Source organism: Nocardioides sp. (assembly GCF_035481145.1).
Classification (GTDB): Bacteria; Actinomycetota; Actinomycetes; order Propionibacteriales; family Nocardioidaceae; genus Nocardioides.
On sequence record NZ_DATIHB010000070.1, the window covers coordinates 1 to 19910 of the forward strand.

General features: G+C 67.6%; 25 protein-coding genes and 3 tRNA genes. 14 read left to right on the forward strand and 14 right to left on the reverse strand.

The window, feature by feature from the left end; genetic code table 11:
* Positions 1–90 precede the first annotated feature (90 nt).
* The 7 genes from VLF38_RS06240 to VLF38_RS06270 form a co-directional block, all read right to left on the reverse strand.
* On the reverse strand, positions 91–1266 hold the full coding sequence (locus VLF38_RS06240; protein WP_325270417.1) for an ABC transporter permease: 1176 nt from the start codon (positions 1264–1266) through the stop codon (positions 91–93).
* Positions 1247–1945: an ABC transporter ATP-binding protein gene (locus tag VLF38_RS06245; protein WP_325270418.1), complete on the reverse strand. Its 699-nt coding sequence runs from the start codon at positions 1943–1945 to the stop codon at positions 1247–1249. Before VLF38_RS06245 ends, VLF38_RS06240 begins: the two co-directional genes overlap by 20 nt.
* The gene (locus tag VLF38_RS06250; RefSeq protein ID WP_325270419.1) at positions 1942–3000 is read right to left on the reverse strand and encodes a peptidoglycan-binding domain-containing protein; all 1059 of its coding nucleotides are present in this window, start codon (positions 2998–3000) and stop codon (positions 1942–1944) included. Before VLF38_RS06250 ends, VLF38_RS06245 begins: the two co-directional genes overlap by 4 nt.
* Before the next feature lie 71 nt (positions 3001–3071).
* Positions 3072–3707: a hypothetical protein gene (locus VLF38_RS06255; RefSeq protein WP_325270420.1), complete on the reverse strand. Its 636-nt coding sequence runs from the start codon at positions 3705–3707 to the stop codon at positions 3072–3074.
* The gene (locus VLF38_RS06260; protein WP_325270421.1) at positions 3695–4396 is read right to left on the reverse strand and encodes a hypothetical protein; all 702 of its coding nucleotides are present in this window, start codon (positions 4394–4396) and stop codon (positions 3695–3697) included. Before VLF38_RS06260 ends, VLF38_RS06255 begins: the two co-directional genes overlap by 13 nt.
* Entirely contained in the window at positions 4393–4908 is a 516-nt protein-coding gene (locus VLF38_RS06265) for a SigE family RNA polymerase sigma factor (RefSeq protein WP_325270422.1), read from the reverse strand. Before VLF38_RS06265 ends, VLF38_RS06260 begins: the two co-directional genes overlap by 4 nt.
* 100 nt (positions 4909–5008) lie before the next feature.
* Positions 5009–5293: a hypothetical protein gene (locus VLF38_RS06270; protein ID WP_325270423.1), complete on the reverse strand. Its 285-nt coding sequence runs from the start codon at positions 5291–5293 to the stop codon at positions 5009–5011.
* A 90-nt stretch (positions 5294–5383) separates the two neighbouring features.
* Here VLF38_RS06270 and VLF38_RS06275 point away from each other — a divergent pair, with 90 nt between their 5' ends.
* The 3 genes from VLF38_RS06275 to VLF38_RS06285 all read left to right on the forward strand — a co-directional run bounded on the left by VLF38_RS06275 (position 5384) and on the right by VLF38_RS06285 (position 7951).
* On the forward strand, positions 5384–6418 hold the full coding sequence (locus VLF38_RS06275) for an aminotransferase class V-fold PLP-dependent enzyme (RefSeq protein WP_325270424.1): 1035 nt from the start codon (positions 5384–5386) through the stop codon (positions 6416–6418).
* Between the two features lie 106 nt (positions 6419–6524).
* Positions 6525–7088 (forward strand): RNA polymerase sigma factor, encoded by a 564-nt coding sequence (locus tag VLF38_RS06280; RefSeq protein ID WP_325270425.1) that lies wholly within the window; start codon positions 6525–6527, stop codon positions 7086–7088.
* The gene (locus VLF38_RS06285) at positions 7085–7951 is read left to right on the forward strand and encodes a hypothetical protein (protein ID WP_325270426.1); all 867 of its coding nucleotides are present in this window, start codon (positions 7085–7087) and stop codon (positions 7949–7951) included. The genes VLF38_RS06280 and VLF38_RS06285 overlap by 4 nt, the downstream gene beginning before the upstream one ends.
* Before the next feature lie 109 nt (positions 7952–8060).
* On the opposite strand, the gene VLF38_RS06290 is transcribed toward VLF38_RS06285, so the two are convergent.
* Positions 8061–8729, reverse strand: a complete 669-nt coding sequence (locus VLF38_RS06290) for an HAD family hydrolase (protein WP_325270427.1) — start codon at positions 8727–8729, stop codon at positions 8061–8063.
* On the reverse strand, positions 8726–9568 hold the full coding sequence (locus VLF38_RS06295) for a winged helix-turn-helix domain-containing protein (protein WP_325270428.1): 843 nt from the start codon (positions 9566–9568) through the stop codon (positions 8726–8728). The genes VLF38_RS06290 and VLF38_RS06295 overlap by 4 nt, the downstream gene beginning before the upstream one ends.
* Positions 9569–9698: 130 nt before the next feature.
* On the opposite strand from VLF38_RS06295, the gene VLF38_RS06300 reads away from it, so the two are divergent.
* From VLF38_RS06300 to VLF38_RS06340, 9 genes are all read left to right on the forward strand, one after another.
* The gene (locus tag VLF38_RS06300) at positions 9699–10130 is read left to right on the forward strand and encodes a plasmid replication, integration and excision activator (RefSeq protein WP_325270429.1); all 432 of its coding nucleotides are present in this window, start codon (positions 9699–9701) and stop codon (positions 10128–10130) included.
* Positions 10130–10366, forward strand: coding sequence for a hypothetical protein (locus VLF38_RS06305; RefSeq protein ID WP_325270430.1), 237 nt, complete (start codon positions 10130–10132; stop codon positions 10364–10366). The genes VLF38_RS06300 and VLF38_RS06305 overlap by 1 nt, the downstream gene beginning before the upstream one ends.
* An 11-nt stretch (positions 10367–10377) precedes the next feature.
* A complete protein-coding gene (locus VLF38_RS06310) occupies positions 10378–10596 on the forward strand; it encodes a hypothetical protein (protein WP_325270431.1) in 219 nt (72 codons plus the stop codon).
* Positions 10593–10793: a hypothetical protein gene (locus tag VLF38_RS06315; protein WP_325270432.1), complete on the forward strand. Its 201-nt coding sequence runs from the start codon at positions 10593–10595 to the stop codon at positions 10791–10793. The genes VLF38_RS06310 and VLF38_RS06315 overlap by 4 nt, the downstream gene beginning before the upstream one ends.
* Positions 10790–12283 carry an FtsK/SpoIIIE domain-containing protein gene (locus VLF38_RS06320; RefSeq protein WP_325270433.1) on the forward strand — a complete coding sequence of 498 codons (1494 nt, stop codon included), beginning with the start codon at positions 10790–10792 and terminating at the stop codon, positions 12281–12283. Before VLF38_RS06315 ends, VLF38_RS06320 begins: the two co-directional genes overlap by 4 nt.
* Entirely contained in the window at positions 12280–13797 is a 1518-nt protein-coding gene (locus tag VLF38_RS06325) for a replication initiator (protein WP_325270434.1), read from the forward strand. Before VLF38_RS06320 ends, VLF38_RS06325 begins: the two co-directional genes overlap by 4 nt.
* A 191-nt stretch (positions 13798–13988) precedes the next feature.
* Positions 13989–14267 carry a helix-turn-helix domain-containing protein gene (locus tag VLF38_RS06330; protein WP_325270435.1) on the forward strand — a complete coding sequence of 93 codons (279 nt, stop codon included), beginning with the start codon at positions 13989–13991 and terminating at the stop codon, positions 14265–14267.
* A complete protein-coding gene (locus tag VLF38_RS06335; RefSeq protein ID WP_325270436.1) occupies positions 14264–15406 on the forward strand; it encodes a tyrosine-type recombinase/integrase in 1143 nt (380 codons plus the stop codon). Before VLF38_RS06330 ends, VLF38_RS06335 begins: the two co-directional genes overlap by 4 nt.
* A gap of 221 nt (positions 15407–15627) precedes the next feature.
* Positions 15628–16320 (forward strand): hypothetical protein, encoded by a 693-nt coding sequence (locus VLF38_RS06340; RefSeq protein WP_325270437.1) that lies wholly within the window; start codon positions 15628–15630, stop codon positions 16318–16320.
* 215 nt (positions 16321–16535) lie between these two features.
* On the opposite strand, the gene VLF38_RS06345 is transcribed toward VLF38_RS06340, so the two are convergent.
* A tRNA-Arg gene (locus tag VLF38_RS06345) sits at positions 16536–16608 on the reverse strand.
* Positions 16609–16745: 137 nt separating this feature from the next.
* Here VLF38_RS06345 and VLF38_RS06350 point away from each other — a divergent pair.
* Positions 16746–17723 carry a LuxR family transcriptional regulator gene (locus tag VLF38_RS06350; RefSeq protein ID WP_325270438.1) on the forward strand — a complete coding sequence of 326 codons (978 nt, stop codon included), beginning with the start codon at positions 16746–16748 and terminating at the stop codon, positions 17721–17723.
* 6 nt (positions 17724–17729) lie between these two features.
* On the opposite strand, the gene VLF38_RS06355 is transcribed toward VLF38_RS06350, so the two are convergent.
* The 3 genes from VLF38_RS06355 to VLF38_RS06365 form a co-directional block, all read right to left on the reverse strand.
* The gene (locus VLF38_RS06355) at positions 17730–17873 is read right to left on the reverse strand and encodes a hypothetical protein (protein WP_325270439.1); all 144 of its coding nucleotides are present in this window, start codon (positions 17871–17873) and stop codon (positions 17730–17732) included.
* 148 nt (positions 17874–18021) lie between these two features.
* Positions 18022–18113 (reverse strand) — tRNA-Ser (locus VLF38_RS06360).
* 69 nt (positions 18114–18182) lie between these two features.
* Entirely contained in the window at positions 18183–18626 is a 444-nt protein-coding gene (locus tag VLF38_RS06365; RefSeq protein WP_325270440.1) for a hypothetical protein, read from the reverse strand.
* 58 nt (positions 18627–18684) lie between these two features.
* Between VLF38_RS06365 and VLF38_RS06370 the strand changes: the two genes are divergently transcribed.
* Positions 18685–18772: transfer RNA gene (locus VLF38_RS06370), tRNA-Ser, on the forward strand.
* A 96-nt stretch (positions 18773–18868) separates the two neighbouring features.
* Here the strand turns inward: VLF38_RS06370 and VLF38_RS06375 are convergent.
* Positions 18869–19891 (reverse strand): hypothetical protein, encoded by a 1023-nt coding sequence (locus tag VLF38_RS06375; RefSeq protein ID WP_325270441.1) that lies wholly within the window; start codon positions 19889–19891, stop codon positions 18869–18871.
* Positions 19892–19910 lie beyond the last annotated feature (19 nt).

A 19910-nucleotide genomic window follows, 5' to 3' on the forward strand; every position in this document is an offset into this window, starting at 1 on the left:
CCGCGTCTTGATCGTCAGTACAGAGCCGGAATCGGCAGTGGGCGGAGTCAAGACAGGGGCCATGAGGTCGCCGTCCGGCTCCGCGGCGTTCTACTGCGCGGTGAGTGCGGACACCGGCGACTCCCTGCTGGCCCTGAAGGCGGGATACAGCCCGGCAACTCCCCCAACAAGCGCCGTCAGAACGACAGCGGCTACGGCCAACCAGAGCGGCAGCGCGTATCCCAAATCCTGGGCGCGGGTGTAGTAGGCCGTCACCAGACAGCCGAGCAGGGAACCCAGCAGGCCGCCCATAGCCGCCATGAGCGTGGACTCGGCCAGGAACTGCGTCGCAATGTTGCCTCGGGTGGCGCCAAGGGCTCGTCGGAGCCCGATTTCGGAACGACGTTCGAGGCTCGCGATGATCATCGTGTTCGACACGCCGATTCCGCCGACAAGCAGCCCGATCGCCGCCAGCGCGATGAGCAGTCGGTTCAATGCGTCGTCCGCTGCCAACTTTGCCTCCAGCGCGTCGGAAGGTTGGTCCACAAGCACCAGCTCCGGCCTCTGGGGTGCCGCTGTCTGCGGAATCACTGCGACGACCGCGTCGACCTGTCTCTCATCGACACGGAGGTACACGCTTGTAGCCGTACCGTCGTAGCCGAAGTAGTCCTGAGCCGCCCCCATGGGCAGCAGCACCCCGGGGTCAAGCCCTTCGGCGAGGTCGAGCGGTCTCAGGATCCCGACCACGACTGCCCAGCGGTTGCCGATCCAGAGACGTGTGCCGGGCAGGGTGATCCCGAGGTTGCGAGCAGCCTGATGACCCAGCACGACCGTTGGATAGGACTCCCCTGCCGTGGTGAACCACGTGCCGTGCGCGAGGTCCCCGCGGAGCGTTGTCAGCAGGGATGAATCGACTGCTGCGACGAAGACACCACCAGTCCTTCCCGAGGGAACGTATGGGGTCCGGTAGGCCGCGAGATCATCGATTCGCCCCACGACGCTGGTCGAGGTGACGGGACCGATGTTCCCGAGCATGCGGCCAGCTGTCGCCGGAAGCCGCGTCTCGTTGCCATCGCGATCCTTCGCCGGCGCGACAGTCAGCATGTTCGTGCCGAGCCGATCCAGAGTCTGGTTGAGCTCAACGCGAGATGACTCGGTCACGCCGCCGACAGCGACCATGGCAGCGACCCCGATGGCAATGCCGAGCGCAGAGAGGAAGAAGCGCAACGGATGCCCTCGAAGACCCTGGAAGGCAAGCCCCGCGGCGTCAGCCGCCCGCAGCGCCATGGCGGACCTCCTCCTCGATCTGACCGTCTCGCAGGACGATGCGCCGACCGATGTCCCGGGCGAGGTCCTGGTCGTGCGTGATGACCACGACAGCTGTCCCGTCTTCCGCCAGCTGCTTCAGTGCCGCGATGACCGTGTGGCTGCTGGCGGTGTCGAGGTTCCCTGTGGGCTCATCGGCCAAGATCACCGACGGGCTCCCCATCAGGGCGCGCGCGATCGCCGCACGCTGCTTCTCCCCGCCCGACAGCATGAAGGGTCGGTGAGACAACCGGTGCCCGAGTCCCAGTCGCTCCAGGTGTTGCTCAGCCTCGCGCCGCCGCTTCGAGCGGCGAACCCTGCTGTAGAGAAGCCCCTCCGCCACGTTGTCGCGTACATCCATCAGCGGCGACAGGTGGAAGGCTTGGAACACGAACCCCAGTTGCTCCGCCCTGAGCCGGGAAAGCCCGGAGTCGTTCAGTGACGTCGTGTCGACGGCGTTGAGCTTGACGGAACCGGATGTGGGGCGGTCCAGGGTGCCCAAGAGCTGAAGGAGTGTGCTCTTTCCAGATCCCGAGGGCCCGACAACGGCAACGACTTCGCCTGGCGCGACCGCAAGACTTACTCCCCGCAGCGCCTCGACGCCTCCCGGGTAAGTCTTCGTCAGACCGTGACATTCGATGGCTGCCGCGCCAGCCGTCACAGCGGAACCCTCACCGGGAGTCCTTCGCGGAGGTCAGCTCCCGAAACCTCAACCATGCCGTCGGCGTACAGACCGGGCGTGACCGCGAGGAACTGGCCGTCCTCGAGCTGAATGCCGTAGCCGCCCTCGGCGAGGGCGACCAGCGCGAGCACAGGAACGGCGAGAACGTTGCGTGCTGTCGCCGATACGTGCGTGACGGTGACCGGGCCAGGATCAGCCCCTGTCCGCCGTGGATGGGTCAGACCAATCACGATCTCCTCGGATGTCGCGTCTTCGCCCATCGCGCTGCCGGACGATGCGCCAGCACGAAGAACGCGACCTGACAGGCTCTTCTGGTTCGGCAGAGTGATCGTGACCGGCTCTCCCTCAGAGGCCCACGCGAGGTCCTGCCCGAGCGTCGGCACAGTGACGATCTGGGTGAGTCCCGTCTGCAGCACGGACGTTTCGGTAGCTGCCCTGCCCAGGGACGCGGCGTCGGGTTGCAGCCGAACGGGCCCCGGAAGGAACACGACGTCTCCATCGAGCACCCGTCCAGTGGGTGTCAGGCCGAGGTCGGACTGCCATTCCTTGACCGCCGACGCCGTGTTGGAGGTGAATTCCTCGTCGACCGTGAATCCGCTGTAGCCAAGCGCTTGCAGGGCCTCCTCCAACTGCCTGACATCCGTACCGACAGCCGGGGGCACTGCTTCTGCTGGCTCGTCCTGTGGGGTTCCCAGGTCGGCGGAAGGGTTCCCGGACTTCTGGCCACGGCGCTCAGCATCCGCGGGCACGCCGGCATCAAGCGCGCGGTATGCCGGAGTCGTTCCGTACATGAGCACGATGGGGCGCCCGTCAACCTCGAGGAGGATGTCGCCTTGTCTGGCCACGGCTCCGAGCTTCGGCAGGCGGGTCACAGTTCCGGTGACCCGCAGGGGAATCGGGCTGGCTGATCCGTATCCAAGACGTCCTGGAAGGGTTTCCCCCACGGTGAGCGTCGTCCTCGTGACTCTCTGGACCTTGAAGGGGTTGTCCTCGAGGTCGGCAGTGCCTTCCGCTTCGCGGTTGCCGAGCAGCACCCAAGCCACTGCGGCCGCCGCGACCAGCGTGACGACGAGGACTGCACCGATCCAGCGACGCCGGTGTCCTCTCACTCGCTGCCTCGAACATCGGGCTGTCCTGCCTCGGGGCCACCCCCGAGGATCGGCTGACAAATCTCGTTGGCCGGGTCGACCTCCGGTGGGCGCGGCAGGGTTGAACCCGGTTGGGCCCAATCTGGATAGACCGGAAGCCCGTTGGCATCCGGATCGGGCCAGTCAGGAACCCCGTTCTCCTGCATGCAGTTGGCGAAGTCCCGCTCGGCCTGCTTCTGGGCCTCCGTCATCCGACCAGCCTGCTTCTCACGCAGGCGGCGCTGGAGCTCCTCCGGCATGGCCAGCCCTTCGATCAGGGGTGAGCACTCCTTCATCAACTTGAGGCCGGTGGGGCCCTCTGGAATGCTCAAGAGCTTGATCGCACCGAACTCGTCAGGGTCCGGCATGTCGGGGGCACCGTTCTCGCGGGCGCACTCGACGAACTCGCGGTGCTTGGCGACGTAGTCTTCGACACTCATCTCGCCCGATGTTGACGACGCTGCCGTTTCGCCCGCGGTCGTCGCTGGCGAGACAGAGGCGACCTTTGGCGCCGCTTCATCCGCGCAACCCGCCACGGAGATGAGAAGCAGGCCGGCCGACCCGATCGCCAGGATGCATCGCCAAGGCATCGAGGACGTCGTCATCGCAGCCACGCTTCATTCATCGCGATCTCCATCATTTCGCTCGTCGAAAGGACTGACCGGTCGGAGACGGCAATCTGAACCATCCCGCGCCCAGGGCTCACGAACGTCGCCACAGCCGATGGCCCATGGGGGTCCTCCGCCGTTCGGATGACGTCGCCCGCGGCAGTACGAACACACGGCCTTTCAGATCTACGGCACTCGGGTGCCGCTGTCTCGGGGCTCCTCATCACGGCGACGCCGACCCGAGCGATTACGCCATGCCGGCGATAGTCGAGCACTCCCGATTGGAGTGATCCTGACTGCAGCGCCTCAACGGTGACTTCCAGGGGGTCTTCGAACTGAGTCACCTGACGGAATGCAGCCAGGTCCTCGCTCGACTCGAGCGCGGATGTGTTCGCCGGCCGAGGCAGCAGTGCGTCCAGCCTCTGGGCTGTCTCTGCCGCAGGAACGCCGACGACGTCGGCCACGGCTGGCTGGTCCGTAGCGACCTGCGGGGCGTCGTGGGGAGCGGCCAAGCTCCAGGTCAGGCCCGCGGTGACCAGGCATGCGGCCGCCAGCCCACCGCCGGAACGGATCGCCCGCCGCCGACGCAATCGCCGTTGACCGATGGCAATGCTGGTGTCGACGATCGCTGGGTCAGGGCCTACGGCGTGGTCGGCCACGTGTTCCAGCAACGTCGACAGTGCGTCCTCGCTCATGATGCCGGCTCCTCTCCCGATGCAGTGACTTGATCAAGCGACAGACGACGCTCCAATTGCGTCCGAGCCCGTTGTGCGCGCACTCGAACGTTTCCGGGAGACAGGTGAAGAGCACACGCGACCTCCTCCACCGGAAGGTCTTCGAGGTAACGCATGACGACGATCGCCCGGTCGACCGGCTTGAGCTGGTTCAGAGCTCGCTGTAGGTCGACGCGAAGCGGAACGTCGGCGCCAGCGACTGGAGAGTCAGGAACCAGCGCGTGAAGGTGCTCCCGCGAGCCTTGGCGTCGCCGCCGGCTCGTGAGGAAGACGTTCATGAGCGTAGACCGCGAGTACGCAATCGGATCCGATAGGTCTCGACTACCCCAGACGACATAGATCCGCGCGAGCGTCTCCTGCACCATGTCCTCAGCGGACTGGTGATGGCCCGTGAGGAGAACCGCGAACCGGTACAACGGCGTCAGCCGCGCAGCAGCGAACTCACGGAAGTCACCATTGCGAGCGTCCGACACGTCCACCCCTCCTCGTATGGGTTCCGGTCATTAGACGCCCATGAGGTCGGCCGCGTTACAGCGCGCGAAGAAAAATTTGGCTCACGGCCAGGAGCACTGCTCATGCCAGGTCACCATCTGCGGCCAAGGCCCCTACCGCGCCAGCCTGGACCACTGCGAGGCGGTAGAGCTTGGCCCGCCACCCATCCCATCCGCTCACGCTGGTGCCGACGATTCGGCCTTCGTGCACGGCAACCAGGACTGCGGCGGGGTCGTGCTCGATCAGTCGCATGACGAGGTCGGGCCGATCGTTGGGGCGGGGCGCCGTTCTCACCAGCGACCGCCCAGAACGCGTTGAGGTTCTCGACTCGGACTGCACCGCGTCGCGCGTCACGATCTCGCTCACGCAACCACCCTTGCGCATCCTGTGCGCAGGGCATCGCAGATGCCACCAATCGCGGCTCCGATCGTTTGTGCCGGTGGCTAGGTTCCTTCCATGACGCCTCTCGCCGCCGAGTGGAACCGTGTCCCCGGCTACTTGAACGCGGCCACGATGGGCCTGCCGCCCTTACGCGTCGTCACGGCGATGGAGGAGCACCTTGGTCGCTGGAAAGCGGGCGAGTGTCAAGCGGGCGCCTTCGACGACGACGTGCGTCGCGCTCGGTGCGCGTTTGGTCGCCTCGTGGGCACAATCCCCGACCGGGTCGCCATCGGCGCGCAGGTATCCGCCCTGGTGGGGCTGGTGGCTTCGTCTCTTCCGGCCCACTCACGGGTAGTCGTGCCCGAAGACGATTTCACGTCCGTTGTCTTTCCCTTCCTGGTTCACCGCGACCGTGGAATCGTTGTCGAGCAGGTCCCGCGAGCCCGTCTCGCGGAGTCGATCCACTCCGGAGTCGACTGGGTTGCGTTCTCCCTGGTGCAGTCATCAGACGGAACGGTCGCGGACATCGAAGCGATTCATGAGGCAGCTACCGCCCACGGTGCCCGGACCCTGGCTGACCTGACACAAGCGGCCGGGTGGCTGCCGGTCCGCGCGGATGACTTCGACGTCACGGTGACAGGCGCCTACAAGTGGCTGTGCGCGCCACGGGGAAGTGCATTCATGACCTTGGCGCCAGACTTGATCGACGAGATCCGACCACTGTCGGCTGGCTGGTACGCCGGGGAGGAGATCTGGTCCTCCATCTACGGGCCGTCGATGCAATTGGCCACCTCGGCGCGACGCTTCGACATCTCGCCCGGCTGGCCCGCCTGGGTTGGCACGGCGCCTGCCATTGAACTTTTCGCCGACGCAGACCCCGCACTGCTGCGGAGCCATGGAGCCTCTCTGGCCGACCTGGTCCGCGCAGAGCTGGGCCTCGCGCCGCGTGGACTGCCGGTGCTGAGCCTCGAGGATCCAGACGGCTCCCTGCAGTCGCGTCTCCAGGATTCAGGGTGCGCGGTTGCCGCTCGCGCTGGCGCAGTCCGGGTCAGCTTCCACATCTGGAACGACGGAGCCGATGCGCACCGCGTCATCAACGCCGTCGGATAGCGCCAGATCCGCTCGCATCAATTCTGTACTCGGATTCGCGCGCGGTACCGCGATCTTCGCGATCGGCGAACCGGAGGTCGCGCCCGCGGCATAAGGTCACGTGACCATGACATCCGACGTCGAGCTGATCAGACGATCTCGACATCACCCCGAGTCCTTCGCCGACATCTTCGATCGGCACCACAAGGCCATTCACGCGTATGTTGCCCGCCGAGCGGGGAGCCAGACCGCGGACGACGTGCTAGCCGAGGTCTTCACCGCAGCCTTCAGCCAACGGGCGGGGTTCTCCTCCGAGACAGGCTCCGCGCTTCCCTGGCTCTACGGCATTGCCCGCAATCTCACCTACCGCCACTTCCGGAGCGCAGCGAACGCGCAGCGTGCGTTCGGCACCTGGGCCGCTCAGCAGCCCGACGCAACCGGCACCCACGACGACGAGGTCATCGCCGGGGTGGATTCCGCCCGACGGTGGCAGGTCGTCCACACAGCCCTCGGTTCGGTTGCCACGGACGACCGCGAGGCACTGCTGCTCTACGCATGGGAGGAGCTGTCGTACGCCGAGATCGCGCAGGTCGTCGGTGTCCCCGTAGGCACCGTCCGCTCCCGCATCCACCGGGCCCGTGCGGCCCTTCGCGCCGCCCTCACCGAGACCCTCGAGGAGACCACACCATGATCGACGAATTGAACCTGCTGCGTGAGGCCCGCCCTGAGGTCTCCGCCCCCGACGACCTGACGGTCCTCCGCGCCCGTCGTGCTGTCCTTCGACGCGGCCTCGCGGGTCGACGTCGCCGACGCCTGCGGCTGATCACGGTCGGCGCCGCCGCGGTAGCTGCGGCCGTCACGATCGGCCTCGTCGTGCCCGGCACCGGGCGCCCCGCCATGGCCGCCCAACTCGCCTCCGCCCACCTGGAACTCCATCCCGAAGTTGGCCCGAGCGAGTACCTGCACATCAAGCGGGTCCACCGGGTCTGGGGCTACGGTCCGGGGCCTGCCAAGGGCGACCTGCAGTTGGAGTACTGGATCCCGGGTGACGGTGAGTCGCCGTGGATCGAGCGCCACCGCAGCCTCGACCCGCGCGAGACCGGCCGACTCATTGAGACCAAAGAGTTCGACAACTGGGGGCCGAAGCTGTACGTCGACCACGCCGACGACATCCCCGCCCTGGTGGAGCAACTCAAGGACTACGCCAAGGCCAACGACCAGCAGCGGGACCTGCACGGCGTCTGGACCGTTGCCTTCTGGGTCGCCAACGACCCGACCGCGCCGGAGGTGTTCCGAACGAAGGTGATGAACGCGCTGATGAGCCTCGATGGCGTCACGATTGCGGACCCTGACTTCACCAGCCCCGGGCTGACGGGTAAGGCTGTAACGATCGACGGCGAGCGCGTGTGGTTCGTGGTCGACCCCCAGACCGGAGCATTCCGCGGTCTCGTGGGCTACCCGGAAAAGGACAAGTCCTGGGTCGGCCCTGAGGACCCCATGTGGACCACGACCTACGAGACCGCCGTTGTGAAGGACGCCCCCGAAGCTGACTGAGGCCATCCCCTGACGCGCCCCGGGACCATCTTCGGGGCGCGTCAGGGTTGGGTTTTGAGGGTCTCGCGCTACCGAGCGGATCTCGGCCAGATCCGGCCACATCCGGTACTTACCGAATAGCGACTTGAGAGTCGATCGGCCACACGGCATCGGCGCCGGCCTCCTCGAGTTCGGCCTTTCGACTCGCGTTCTTATACAGGCCGAGGGATCGGCATCCGACGCGCTTGGAGGCTATGACGTCGCTGACTGCGTCACCGACGAAGACCACTTCTCCAACGTTGACACGCAACGCGACGGCGGCAGTCAGGAGGAGCTCGGGCCGAGGCTTAAGCCACTCGACGGTGTCCGGAGTCCTGGCGCTGATGACCTCCACCGATCCAAGCCGACCGGTCCGCTGGAGGAAGGCACGTACGGCCGCAGCCGCGTTGTTGCTGACGACGCCTACGGGCAACCCTGCGCGCTCCGCGTGCTCGAAGAGCGCTGAGCAGTTCACGGCCTCCCGACAATCCGCGGCAGCGGCGACCTCTGCCTGAGTGCACGCGGCTTCGACCTCGAGCATGAGGGGCGCCGGCAGGTGCTCGAGCGACCAGCGGAGTACGGCGAGGTGGTCAGTCGTCGTAGCGATGTCGTTCGGCAACTCGACACCGTCGAGGACCGCGAGTGCAGCATCTGCAGCTTGTGCGTTCGCCGGCGGAGGCATGAGCGCAGCCAGCGGCCCGTCGAAGTCGAGCAGGAGGGCGCTCGCGCCTTCGAGGAGGGCTAGAACCTCGCTGGTCATGTCGACGGCGTGGCGATCGTGTTCCAGATGCTGTCGAACCAGGTCCGCGTCTGAGCGACGAACTGCGCCTCGCGCGAGTCAGGGTCGCCATCGTCGGAGTACTGGAACATGGCCGCGTCCTTGCCCATCGGGTCGAGGATTGCGGCCTTCTTGCCGTCGATGCGGACTTCGTGGCGCACGACCGGGTAGTACCCGAAGAAGACGTCGGTCTCGTTGATGACGTAGGCCTTGAAGAGTGGCGCGGATCCGTGAACTCGGGTCTCGACGGTCACCTCGGGCACGAGGCCCAGGTCGCCGAGTTCTTCAAGCGCCTCATGGATGGCACCGGCATGGCGTGCGCTGATGCCGGCCATGCGCTTGCGGACCGCTCCCGACGCAGCGGGGTCGTTGTTGTCCAGGACGGGCAGCGCAAGCTCGCGCTCCATGTCGGAGAGCAGCAGGCGGACGTGGATCGCCTTGGGCGTCAGGCGGCCGGCGCGGACCTTGTCGAGCGGCTCGGACAGGATGCCGTGGAGCGTCTCGGCCGTGTAGCCGGAAAAGTCGATGCGGACGGTCTCGGCCTCGAAGGCGTTTTCGATGTGCGGCCGGAGCCCGACGGGGCGTTCGACTCGGGCGCGCGCGAACACGCCACTCCCCTGCCGCGAGACCGTCAGTCCCTCGTCCTTCAGGAGTCGAAGCGCTTGCTGGATGGTCATGCGGGCAACGCCGTACGTCGCGGCCAGCTCCGACTGGCTCGGGAGCTTCTGACCGGGCTCGATCTTCCGCGTGAGGATCGCAGCCCGAAGCGCAGCCGCCACCTGCTGGTACGGCGGACGCGGGTCGTCGGGATCCAGGCTCATGCCCCCAGAGTCCCACACTTCCCTAGCCAACCTAGGAAAGTTCGTCATTGGGTCTTGACATGGCTAGCCAACCTAGGGAGATTGGTTCTACCGAGCCATTTGGCTAGGCAACCTAGACAGGAGCAATCTCATGGCAATCCAGCGACGGCTTCACCTCCGCCACGGCGACGTCTTCCCGCACGGCGCCTACCTGCTCGACGCGTTCGAGCCGGTCCTCGACTACGAGGCTCCCCCGCTCCCGGACGGCACGAAGCGCCAGGCCATCGACAAGGAGAACGGTCTGCCGGTCTGGCAGGTGACCGTGATCGATGCCGACCCCGACGCCAGCAAGAAGGACAAGTCCGTGGCGGTCAAGATCGCCGCCAAGGTCCAGCCGGTCCCGCCCGAGAACAAGTCGGGCACGCCGTTCACGCTCGTGGAGTTCTCGGGCGTCACCGCGACCGCGTGGATCGACGACTCCAACAAGGAGCGCCCGCGTATCGCTTGGTCGATCCGAGCCAACGGCATCCACGCCCCGGGTCAGGCAGCGAAGGCCAACTCGGACGCCAAGGCGGTCGCGTGATGCGCACCTACCGCAACGACCAGCTACTGCTCGCTGCTGCACAGATCAGCGATGCTGCCGACTCCCTCACCGGCGCCGGCAACCGTCTCACTCGTATCGACCGCCGCATCGAGGCAGCCGCGAACAGTCTCGCGTTGGCCGCCGACAACCTCATGGGGCACGTCCTGCGTCAGGTGGCGATGGAAGACCTCGCGGCCGACGAGCCGGACACAGTCGACGGAGAGGTCGTGTCGTGATGGCTATCGACGTGCTTCAGATCGAGGGCCTGACCCGCTCGGCGGCGCGCGCTGCCGAGGAGGCGTTCATGGCGCTGAACATGGTCGCCAAGTGCCTCGAGGACACCGGCAGCGATCTCGCGGATGAGGCGATGAAGATCCGCAACCAGGCCCGCTCACTGGAGGACATGGTCAGCCGCGAGCTGATCGTGGTCCAGGAGCTCGGCGCGCACGGACGGGGACGGCGATGAGCACCATCACTGCGACCGAGGAACTGCAGGTCGCCACGCGGATCATCGATTCCGCCGGCAATGACCTGAACCGGGCCGTCGACCTGCTCGACCGGGTCTCCGAGTCGCTCGCGGACCAGCTGATCTCCACGCTGAGCCTGCTCGATGACTGCAACGACCGGGTCAAGCGGACCCTGCGACGGCTGGAGGAGGCATGACCAGCCGACTGCTCGATGTCCGCTGGCTCGCCAGATGGGCACGCAACCACCGCCGCTGGCTCGCCGGCTGGCTGATCGTGGCGAGCCTCGCGATGCTCCTCGGGTCGACCGCGACCGCAGCCCAAACGACAGCTGTAGCAGTCGCACCGGGACTCCTCGGCCTGATCTGGCGGGCTGCGGCTCCAGTCGCTTTCGAACGCTGGTGTGCTGGCCCTGCCCGCCGCCTCGGCTGGCGTCGCCACGTACGCGGACAGTGGGTCGGAATCGCGGAGTGGTGCCACATGACCGAGCGGGTCGCCCACTCGGTTCGTCGCGACGGGCGCAAGGTCTCCGAGTACCGGACGGTGGCCCCGAAGCTGCGGAAGGTCCGCACACGAGGTCACCTCCTCGAACTGACGGTCCGAGCCCGTGCCGGTCAGACGATCGAGGACCTCGAGGAAGCGGTCCCTCGCCTGGCGTCGACGCTGGCGGCGGTGTCGTACCGGACGCGCCCGATCTCAGGGGGCACGTCCGGCTGCACGACCGTCATCGAACTCGTCATGGCTGACGCACTCACCACGGCAGCGACCGCGGTCGAACCAGCGCCCTACGCGGCCTGCGACGCGGTCCGAGTCGGGCGGACGCAGTCCGGGGCTGACTGGATGCTCCAGGTCCGCGGGCGCCACACGCTGATCGCTGGCTGCTCGGGATCCGGCAAGGGCTCGATCCTCTGGGGCATCGTTGGTGGACTCGCCCCAGCTGTGCGGACCGACTTGGTCCGGCTCTGGGGTGTCGACCTCAAGCGTGGTGTCGAACTCGAGATGGGCTCAGGTCTGCTCTCGGCGAAGGCCTACACACCGGCTGACGCCCTGCGGGTGCTCAAGGCGCTGATGGCTGTCATCGACGAACGCGGCGCGGTCATGGCCGGCACCACCCGGCTCCACGAGCCCGCGGTCGGGGACCCGCTGCATGTGCTCGTGATCGACGAGCTCGCCGCTCTCACGGCCTACGCCGACGTGTCGATCCGGCGTGAGGCTGAACGGCTGCTCTCGGAGATCCTCACCCAGGGCCGGGCCCTCGGTGTCGTGGTCGTGGCCTGCGTGCAGGACCCGCGCAAGGACGTCGTCACCATGCGCGGCCTCTTCACCCAGACCGTCGCGTTGCGGCTCCGCTCAACCGAGGAGACGTCGATGGTGCTCGGGGACGGGATGACGAAGACGGCGCCTGCGCATCGGATCTCCCCGACCTTCCCCGGTACGGCGTGGGTGGTGGAGGACACCGGCGCTGCGGATCGGGTGCGGGCGGACTACTGGCCTGACGAGCTGATCCGGGACCTCGCGAGCCGCTACGCGACTGAAGTCCAGGTCGAGCTGCCGGCAGAGGAGGAGCGCGAGTCGTTCCGAACCCGGTCGACCGAACCTGACGACCGTCCTCGCAAGCCCCGGTCACCGCGGAAGCCCCGAACGACTGCCGATCCTGCGGTCGAGCTGGTCGAGGACGGCGCGGCATGATCCGGCCGTCGCTCTCGATGGCGCCGGTCGTGTCGACGTCGATGGTCGAGGCCTACGCCGACAAGGTCCAGGTCTGCCGCCGGCCACTGCTCCGGAAGGTCACTGACCGTGCCACCTGCGACGTCACGACCGTGCCGATCCCGTGCGGATCCACGCGGGAGTCGGTCTGCCCGGCGTGCGCGGACAAGGCCCGGCGGTTGCGCATGCAGCAGTGCCGCGAAGGCTGGCATCTGACCGAAGATCCGCTCCCGCCCGAGCCCGGAGAGGAGCCGGATCCAGAGGAAGCGAACGACGACGGCGGCGATGGAACGGATCGCCGGGTCCGCTCCACCCGCCGACTGGAAGGGTTTCCGGACCTTCCCAAGGTCGCCGCGGAGCACTCCTCGATCGGCCGGACATTCACCGACCCCAAGACCGGCGCGACGTTCCGCCCGTCGATGTTCCTCACCCTCACGATGCCCTCGTACGGCCGGATCCAGCCCGGCACCGGCGTCCCCGCCTTCCCCGACTCCTACGACTACCGACGTGCCGCGCTGGACGCGCTGTTCTTCTCCAAGTTGGTCGATCGGTGGTGGCAGAACCTGCGCCGATGCGCCGGCTACAAGGTGCAGTACTTCGCGGTCGTCGAACCGCAGCGCCGCCTGGCCCCGCACCTGCACACGGCCCTCCGGGGTGCAATCCCTCGGGCGACGATCAAGGCCGTCACTGCCGCGACGTACTGCGCGCTGTGGTGGCCGTCGATCGACCGCGTGGTCTACGACGAAGCCCGCGGCGATGACCTCCCCGTGTGGGATCCGGTGGTTCAGAGCTACTACGACCCGGCCTCGGGTGCGCTCCTGCCGAGCTGGGCGCAGGCCCTCGACGACCTCGAGGACGACCCGTACGCCGAGCCGATGCATGTGCTGTCGTTCGGGGCCCAGGTCGACGTCAAGGGGATCCTCGGCGACACCGACGAAACCCGCCGCGCCGTCGGCTACCTCTGCAAGTACCTGACGAAATCGATCGCGGACACCTACGCCGACGACGACCACACCGACGCGGCCTATGAGGCTCACGTCGACCGACTCCATGAGGAAGTCCGCTGGCTCCCCTGCTCGGAGACCTGCGCGAACTGGCTCCGGTTCGGCATCTGCCCGAAGGATCCGGGGCCTGGACTGAAGCCGGGTGAGTGCAGCTCGAAGGCCCACGACCGTGACCACCTCGGCCTCGGCGGCCGACGCGTCCTCGTCTCCCGGCACTGGACCGGGAAGACCCTCGACGACCACCGCGCCGACCGCTCCGCCGTCGTCCGCGCAGTGCTCGAGGAAGCCGGCATCGAAGCACCCGAAGCCCGCCGCCTCGCAGCTGACGTCCTCGACACCGACGGCCGACCCCGGTTCGTGTGGGAAGACGTTCCGCCACCCGAGCGGGACTACGCCAGGACCATCGCGCTGTCGCTGAAGCAGAAGCGCGCCTGGGCCACCCAGTACGAGACAGCGAAAGCCGCCCTCGCATCGACGGGACCCTCACCGTGAGCCTGTGGACAACCCATTCGGCAACCACATCCCCGCGGCCGCCCGATAGCCAGCCAGCAGGGTCTCCGCCCTGGCCGTCAAGGGTGAGCGAAGCGAATCCGAAGGACGAAGCCCTTGACGGGCAGGGCGGAGACCGAACAATCCAACGGCGGGCGGCCGCGGGTCACGCGCCACGGTTCTCGGAGGAAGACATGGAGTACCTGTTCGACCTGCACTCGGTCACGGAGCGCGATGCATCCGGCGAGCTGCACGTGAAGCCCAATCTGTGGCTGATGGATCCTGACGATCTGCCGCCTCTGCTGTTCACGCCGGATGATGCCGCGAAGACGCTCCGCATCGGCCGACCCAAGGTCTACGAGCTGATCCGGAAGGGGACGCTCCGCTCGATCAAGGTCGGGGGGTCCCGACGGATCACCGCCCGCGCGCTGGCCGAGTACGTCCAGGCGATCGAGCGCGAGGCAGCGGCATGACTGCGAAGAAGGCGAATGGGTCGGGCTCCGTCTGGAAGCGCACCGACGGCATCTGGGCCGCCGGCCTCTACGTCTACGAGGCGGATGGAGCCCGGCGTCGACGAGTCGTCTACGGGCGGACACGGCGCGACGCTGTCGCCAAGATGGAGGAACTTCGTCGCAAGAGCGATGCCGGAACGCCGATCACGCCGAACCACCTCACGGTTGGGAAGTACCTCCGTGAGTGGCTCGATCAGATCGTCACCCCGCGGGTCCGTCACGCCACGCTTCGCGCGTACACCTACAACGTCGACAGATTCCTCGAGCCCGACCTCGGCTCGACTCGCCTCGGAAGCCTCACCGCGCGCGACGTGCGTCAGTACCTCGACCAGCTCAAGAAGCGCGGGGTTGGCGTGCGCACAATTCGCTACACGCATGCCACGTTGCGGGCCGCACTTGAGGATGCGATGCGTGAGGAGCTGATCGAGAAGAACGTCGCGAAGCTCGTCCGCCCGCCTACCGCGCCGAAGTCCGAGCCCCGGCCGCTGTCGGTCGACGAACTCAAGGACGTCTTGAAGGCGAACCGCGATGATCGACTCTTCGCCCTGCTGGTGGTGATCGCGCTGCTCGGTCTCCGACGAAGCGAGGTGCTTGGCCTGACATGGGACGACGTGGACCTCGAGGCCGGCACGCTCACGGTGCGCCGCGGACTTCACCGCATCTCCGGGCAGCTCATCACCATGGACACCAAGACAGCTCGGTCGAAGCGAACGGTCCCGCTTCCACGCTTGGTCGTAGGTGCGCTCCTCGAACACCGCGAGCGTCAGAAACAGGAGCAAGCCGAGTGCGGTGCCAGGTGGCGGGCCAGCGGGCACGTCTTCACCACGACCCTCGGGACCCCGCTTGACCCGGACAACACGAGCAAGTTCGTGCAGGCGGCATTGGTCAGGGCTGGTGCGAGAAAGGTGCGGATGCACGACTTCCGCCACGGCTGCGTCTCGGTGCTCCTGGGACTCGGGGTACCGCCTCGGACTGTCATGGAGATCGCCGGCCACTCGGGTCTCGAAATGACGATGAACGTCTACGCGCACGTGACTCTCGACGACAAGCGCGACGCCCTCGACAAGCTCGATGCGCTGTTCGGAGATGACGAGCAGTGAGGCCAGGTTGTGTCGGTGGTCCTCACGAGGCTTGGTGGGGCGCGGCGAGATTTCAATGGTTCATCCGCGCCGACCGCCGGTGACCGGCACGATGTAGTGGCGCGAGTTGTTGAGTTTCGAGGAGAAGGACCATGGCACTGTTCGGAAGGCGAAAGCCACACGCTGGCAGGGCAGTCGCCGTACCTGGCCCCGGCGAACCGCCCTCGCATCCAGTGCCGCACGTGCGCATCCACACCTTCATCGACGGAGAGCCCGTTTCCTACGAGGCGATGTGGCCGGGCCCGTCCGCCGGACCCATTGGGGAGTGGGGTTACGAGGAACTCGCCCGAACACCGTGTCCAGAGTGGCTGTTGGCTCGTCCCGAAGACACCCACGGATATGGCGTGGAGTTCTTTGGAAGCCACACCGGCGTGGACAACGTTGAGGTGAACTGGCTGGCTGAGTTGCTCGGCCGGTGGCCCGACTCTGAAGTCGACGCGGTTGTTGGCCGCGTCATGGAGCAGTTCAAGCACAACCACCTGGGGGCGGCACTCGCCCGCGCAGTGGGGATCAGCGAGGAAACGCTCTCGATCGAGGGCGAGGGACCGCGCCTGGGGCTTCCGTCCCCTGCTCGGTACCTCCCGCTCGAATGGTCCGCCACCGTCCACGAGAGTCGCAATCAGCACAACTTCCTCGTGATGTGCCTTGACGCCGGGCTCGGAATTCACGTCCAACGCGTCGATGACCGCGACGAAGATGCCCCATGTCGCCTGAAGCGGAGGCTGATTGGGATGAGTTCGATCGTCTACTCGAACTCATGGGCTGCCACGAAGAGCCCGTGGCCGAGGTATTCCCGGTCATCGACCGGTTACCTGATTCCCGCTTTGGAGCGGCCTTCTCGCGTGGGGGTCACCTCATCAGCCACGCGGTCGTGAACGATGCTCGGGCGGAAGCCGGAACGATTCCAATCGGGGAAGACGTCCGCTCAGCTGTGCTCTCGCTGCTGCTCATCGAAGCTGACAAGCTCTGACGGCACAGACCACATGAACGGGTCCGTTGCTACAGATCGTTGCTACAGAAGCGATCTCGCAGGAAATGCCGAAGGGCCCCGTCGCAGCGTTTCTGCTGGTCAGAGGCCCTTCGCGTGTTGCGCGCCTGTAGGGATTCGAACCCCAAACCTTCTGATCCGTAGTCAGATGCTCTATCCGTTGAGCTACAGGCGCCCGTCCTGCGGCTCTCACCGCGAGGACTGGAAGAGAATAGCGGACCCGCACCCGGCCCGCGAAATCGGCCACTCTGGCAGGATCGCGAGCGAGCGCTCGGCCGGGCGAGCCCGGAGACAGACACAGGGAGGAGCACCGTGGCACAGATCGACCGCGAGCACCTGCACCTCGTCGAGGGGCCGGCGGGCGAGCTGTTCGCGGAAGTGGCGGCGCGCGGCGGCGTACCTGCGGACGATCCTCTGATCACCGCGGATCCGACATCGACCACGGTGCTCATGAAGCTGGGGCTGCTCCACGAGGAGGCCGGGCGGTACGACGTCGTCGACCCGCAGATGGCGCAGGGCGCGATCGTGACGCCGCTGAGCCAGCGGGCGACCGAGGCCATCGGGGAGGCGAGCTCGTGGGCGGAGGCGTTCGCGCAGCTGACCCGGGCCTACCGCCGCTACCCGCGTACCGCCGACGGGCCGATGACCGAGCTCCACGGCGAGCAGCTCAACGTCTTCCTCGAGCAGCTGGTCAACGGAGCGCGCGACGAGGTGCTCACCGCACAGCCCCAGGTCGGGCGCACGGCGGCCTCGCTCCGCGACGCCTCCGCACGCGACCTCGCGGCCCTGCAGCGCGGGGTGCGGCTGCGCACGATCTACCAGCACGCCGCCCGCCGCGCCCGCTTCACCCGGCAGTACGTCGATCGCGTGACCGCCGAGGGCGCCGAGGTGCGCACCCTCGACGAGTTCTTCAACCGCCTGATCGTGGTCGACCGGCGGGTCGCGCTGATCCCGTCGGCGAAGGAGCGCACGACCGCGGTCGTGATCCGCGACGCCAACCTGGTGGCCTACCTCGTCGACATCTTCGAGCGCAACTGGGACCGAGGGAAGCCGTTCACCCAGACCACCGCGGCGATCGCGTCGGCGATCGCGGGTGAGCAGCGCGCGATGGCCACGCGCATGCTGATCGAGGGCCACCCCGACTCAGCCAGCGCGAAGCGGATGGGCGTCAGCGACCGCACCTACGCGGCGTACCTCGCTGATCTCAAGCGTGACTACGACGCGCAGACACGGTTCCAGCTGGGCTACCGGATGGGACTCGAGGCGGCCCAGGACGGCACCGACTCCTGAGGTGGGTCAGCCCCAGCTGGTGTCACGCAGCAGGACACTGCGCGAGGCGTCGTCGGTGTCTGCAGCCGCGCTGGCGGCGGTGGCGCCCCCGACGGCGAGTGCGACAACAGCAAGCCCGGCCGCGATGATGCGGGTGATCCTGGTCTTCACAACGTCTCCCTCGGTGTGCCGGCGAACGTCGCCGACCCTGCTCCCTCACAGAATCGTGCCCCAGACCAGTGGCTGGGCACAACAGATTCCCGATGTCGGCTGGAAATGCCGAACGGGGCGGACCCGATGGGATCCACCCCGTTCGCGGTGGCGGAGACGGGGGGATTTGAACCCCCGATGGGTTTCACCCCATACCTCATTAGCAGTGAGGCGCACTCGACCGGACTATGCGACGTCTCCAATTTGCTGCGCGGGACAGGCTAGCCGAAGCCGTCACGCCGTGTGGAATCGCCCACCTCCGAACGCCGGTCAGCGCGCCTTGCCGTGCTTCTTCAGCTGCACCTGCACGTCACGGACGAAGGTGTCGCGATCGACCGCGAGCACCTCGACGGGGATGGTCGTGGCACCACCATTCTTGAGCCGCAGGACGACGCACGGCGAGCCGGCGACGTCGGTGGTGACGGCGTCGGCGACGTCGGCCCAGCGGGCCTGCTTCACGCCGGCGCCGCGCACGAACTGCACCTTGTAGCCGTCGTCGGTGAGCCGGACCACCCAGGTGCCGGAGCGGAGCTTCCAGATGACGAGGAGGATCACGGCGAGCGCGGCCGCAACGGTCAGCGACACGACCCACGGCTGGGTGATGAAGCCGACCGCCACCACCGTCGCCACGACGATCGCCAGGCCGGCCCCCATGAGGGTCAGGCCGAGGAGGCGGGCGGCGAACTGCGGGGCGAGGCGGTAGTCCTGGGGCACGGGAGGATTCTCGCCGATGGGGATCGCTAGACTCGACGGCACCCGCCCAGGCGGGCATGGAGGAGTGCCGGAGCGGCCTATCGGAACCGCCTTGAAAGCGGTCGTGGGGAGACCCACCGGGGGTTCAAATCCCTCCTCCTCTGCCACAACGTCATAGGAGCTGGTTGCTCAAGCAGCCAGCTCCTATGACGTCCGGTGCGGCAGCAGGCTCGAAGCGTCCGGCAGCAGCGAGCGCGACAGCGTCAGAGCAGCGGCTGCAGCCGCGAGGGCTCCGGTCGTACGGCGCGCTCCCGCTCGACCGCGCGGGCCCGGGAGCCGCGCTGGCCGGTGAGGGCGAGGTCGACCCGGATCACCAGGTAGCCGAGCACGACGCCGAGCACGAGCGAGTAGAGCGGGATCAGACCGGCCTCGAGCCAGGTCGTGCCGGGGTTGGTCAGCGTGGTGGCGACGGAGCCGGTGGCCGCGCAGCCGAAGACGCAGACCCACCAGCCCTGGCGGCGGCGGGCGCGCATGTGGCAGCCCCAGAGCAGAGCGGGGACACCGATCAGGACCTGGAGCGGCCGGGGGACGGCGCCGATCGTGTCGCGGGTCCAGCGGACCGAGCGGTCGATCGCGTCGACCAGCTCGGGGGTGCCGTAGTGCCGCAGCAGCTCGGCGTACGCGACGGAGACGGCGAGCACCGCGCTGCCGCCGAGGACGACGAGCAGGCCGCGGCGGCCCAGCCCGTGCCAGCCGGCGCCGAGCCGGAAGACCAGGACGAACCCGAGCGCGAACGCCAGCGCGAGCGCCGCGTAGTCGAAGCGCTCTGTGTCGAGCTGGGGCCGGAACGACACCACCGCGAGCGAGCCCACACCGGCGATGGCGTACGCCACCAGCACCTCGAGCATGGCCCGCAGGGTGCGCACGGCCGGGGTGGTCAGCATGACGGCCAGCACCGCAGTCACCACCGCCGTGCCGACCGATCCGCCGGTGGTCAGGATGACCGCGAGGTCGTGCGCGACACCGGTCACGGGGCCCAGCTCCGCGAGCAGCGCGCCCGCGACACCGAAGACGAGAGCGCCGACGCCGAAGACGAGGGGTCGCCCACCGGTGCGCATCGCCAGCAGCCCTGCGTACGCCGTGGCCACCGCGACGCCGCCGGCCCGGTCGAGCCACGCGGGACCGACTTCCGCGACCGCGACACCGAGAAGGACGATGCCGACCGCGAGGACGGCGAGGATCGAGCGGACGACGAGGAGCGGGTAGAGCGGCGTCGGGGTCGTCACGGGGTCGAGGTTAACCGGG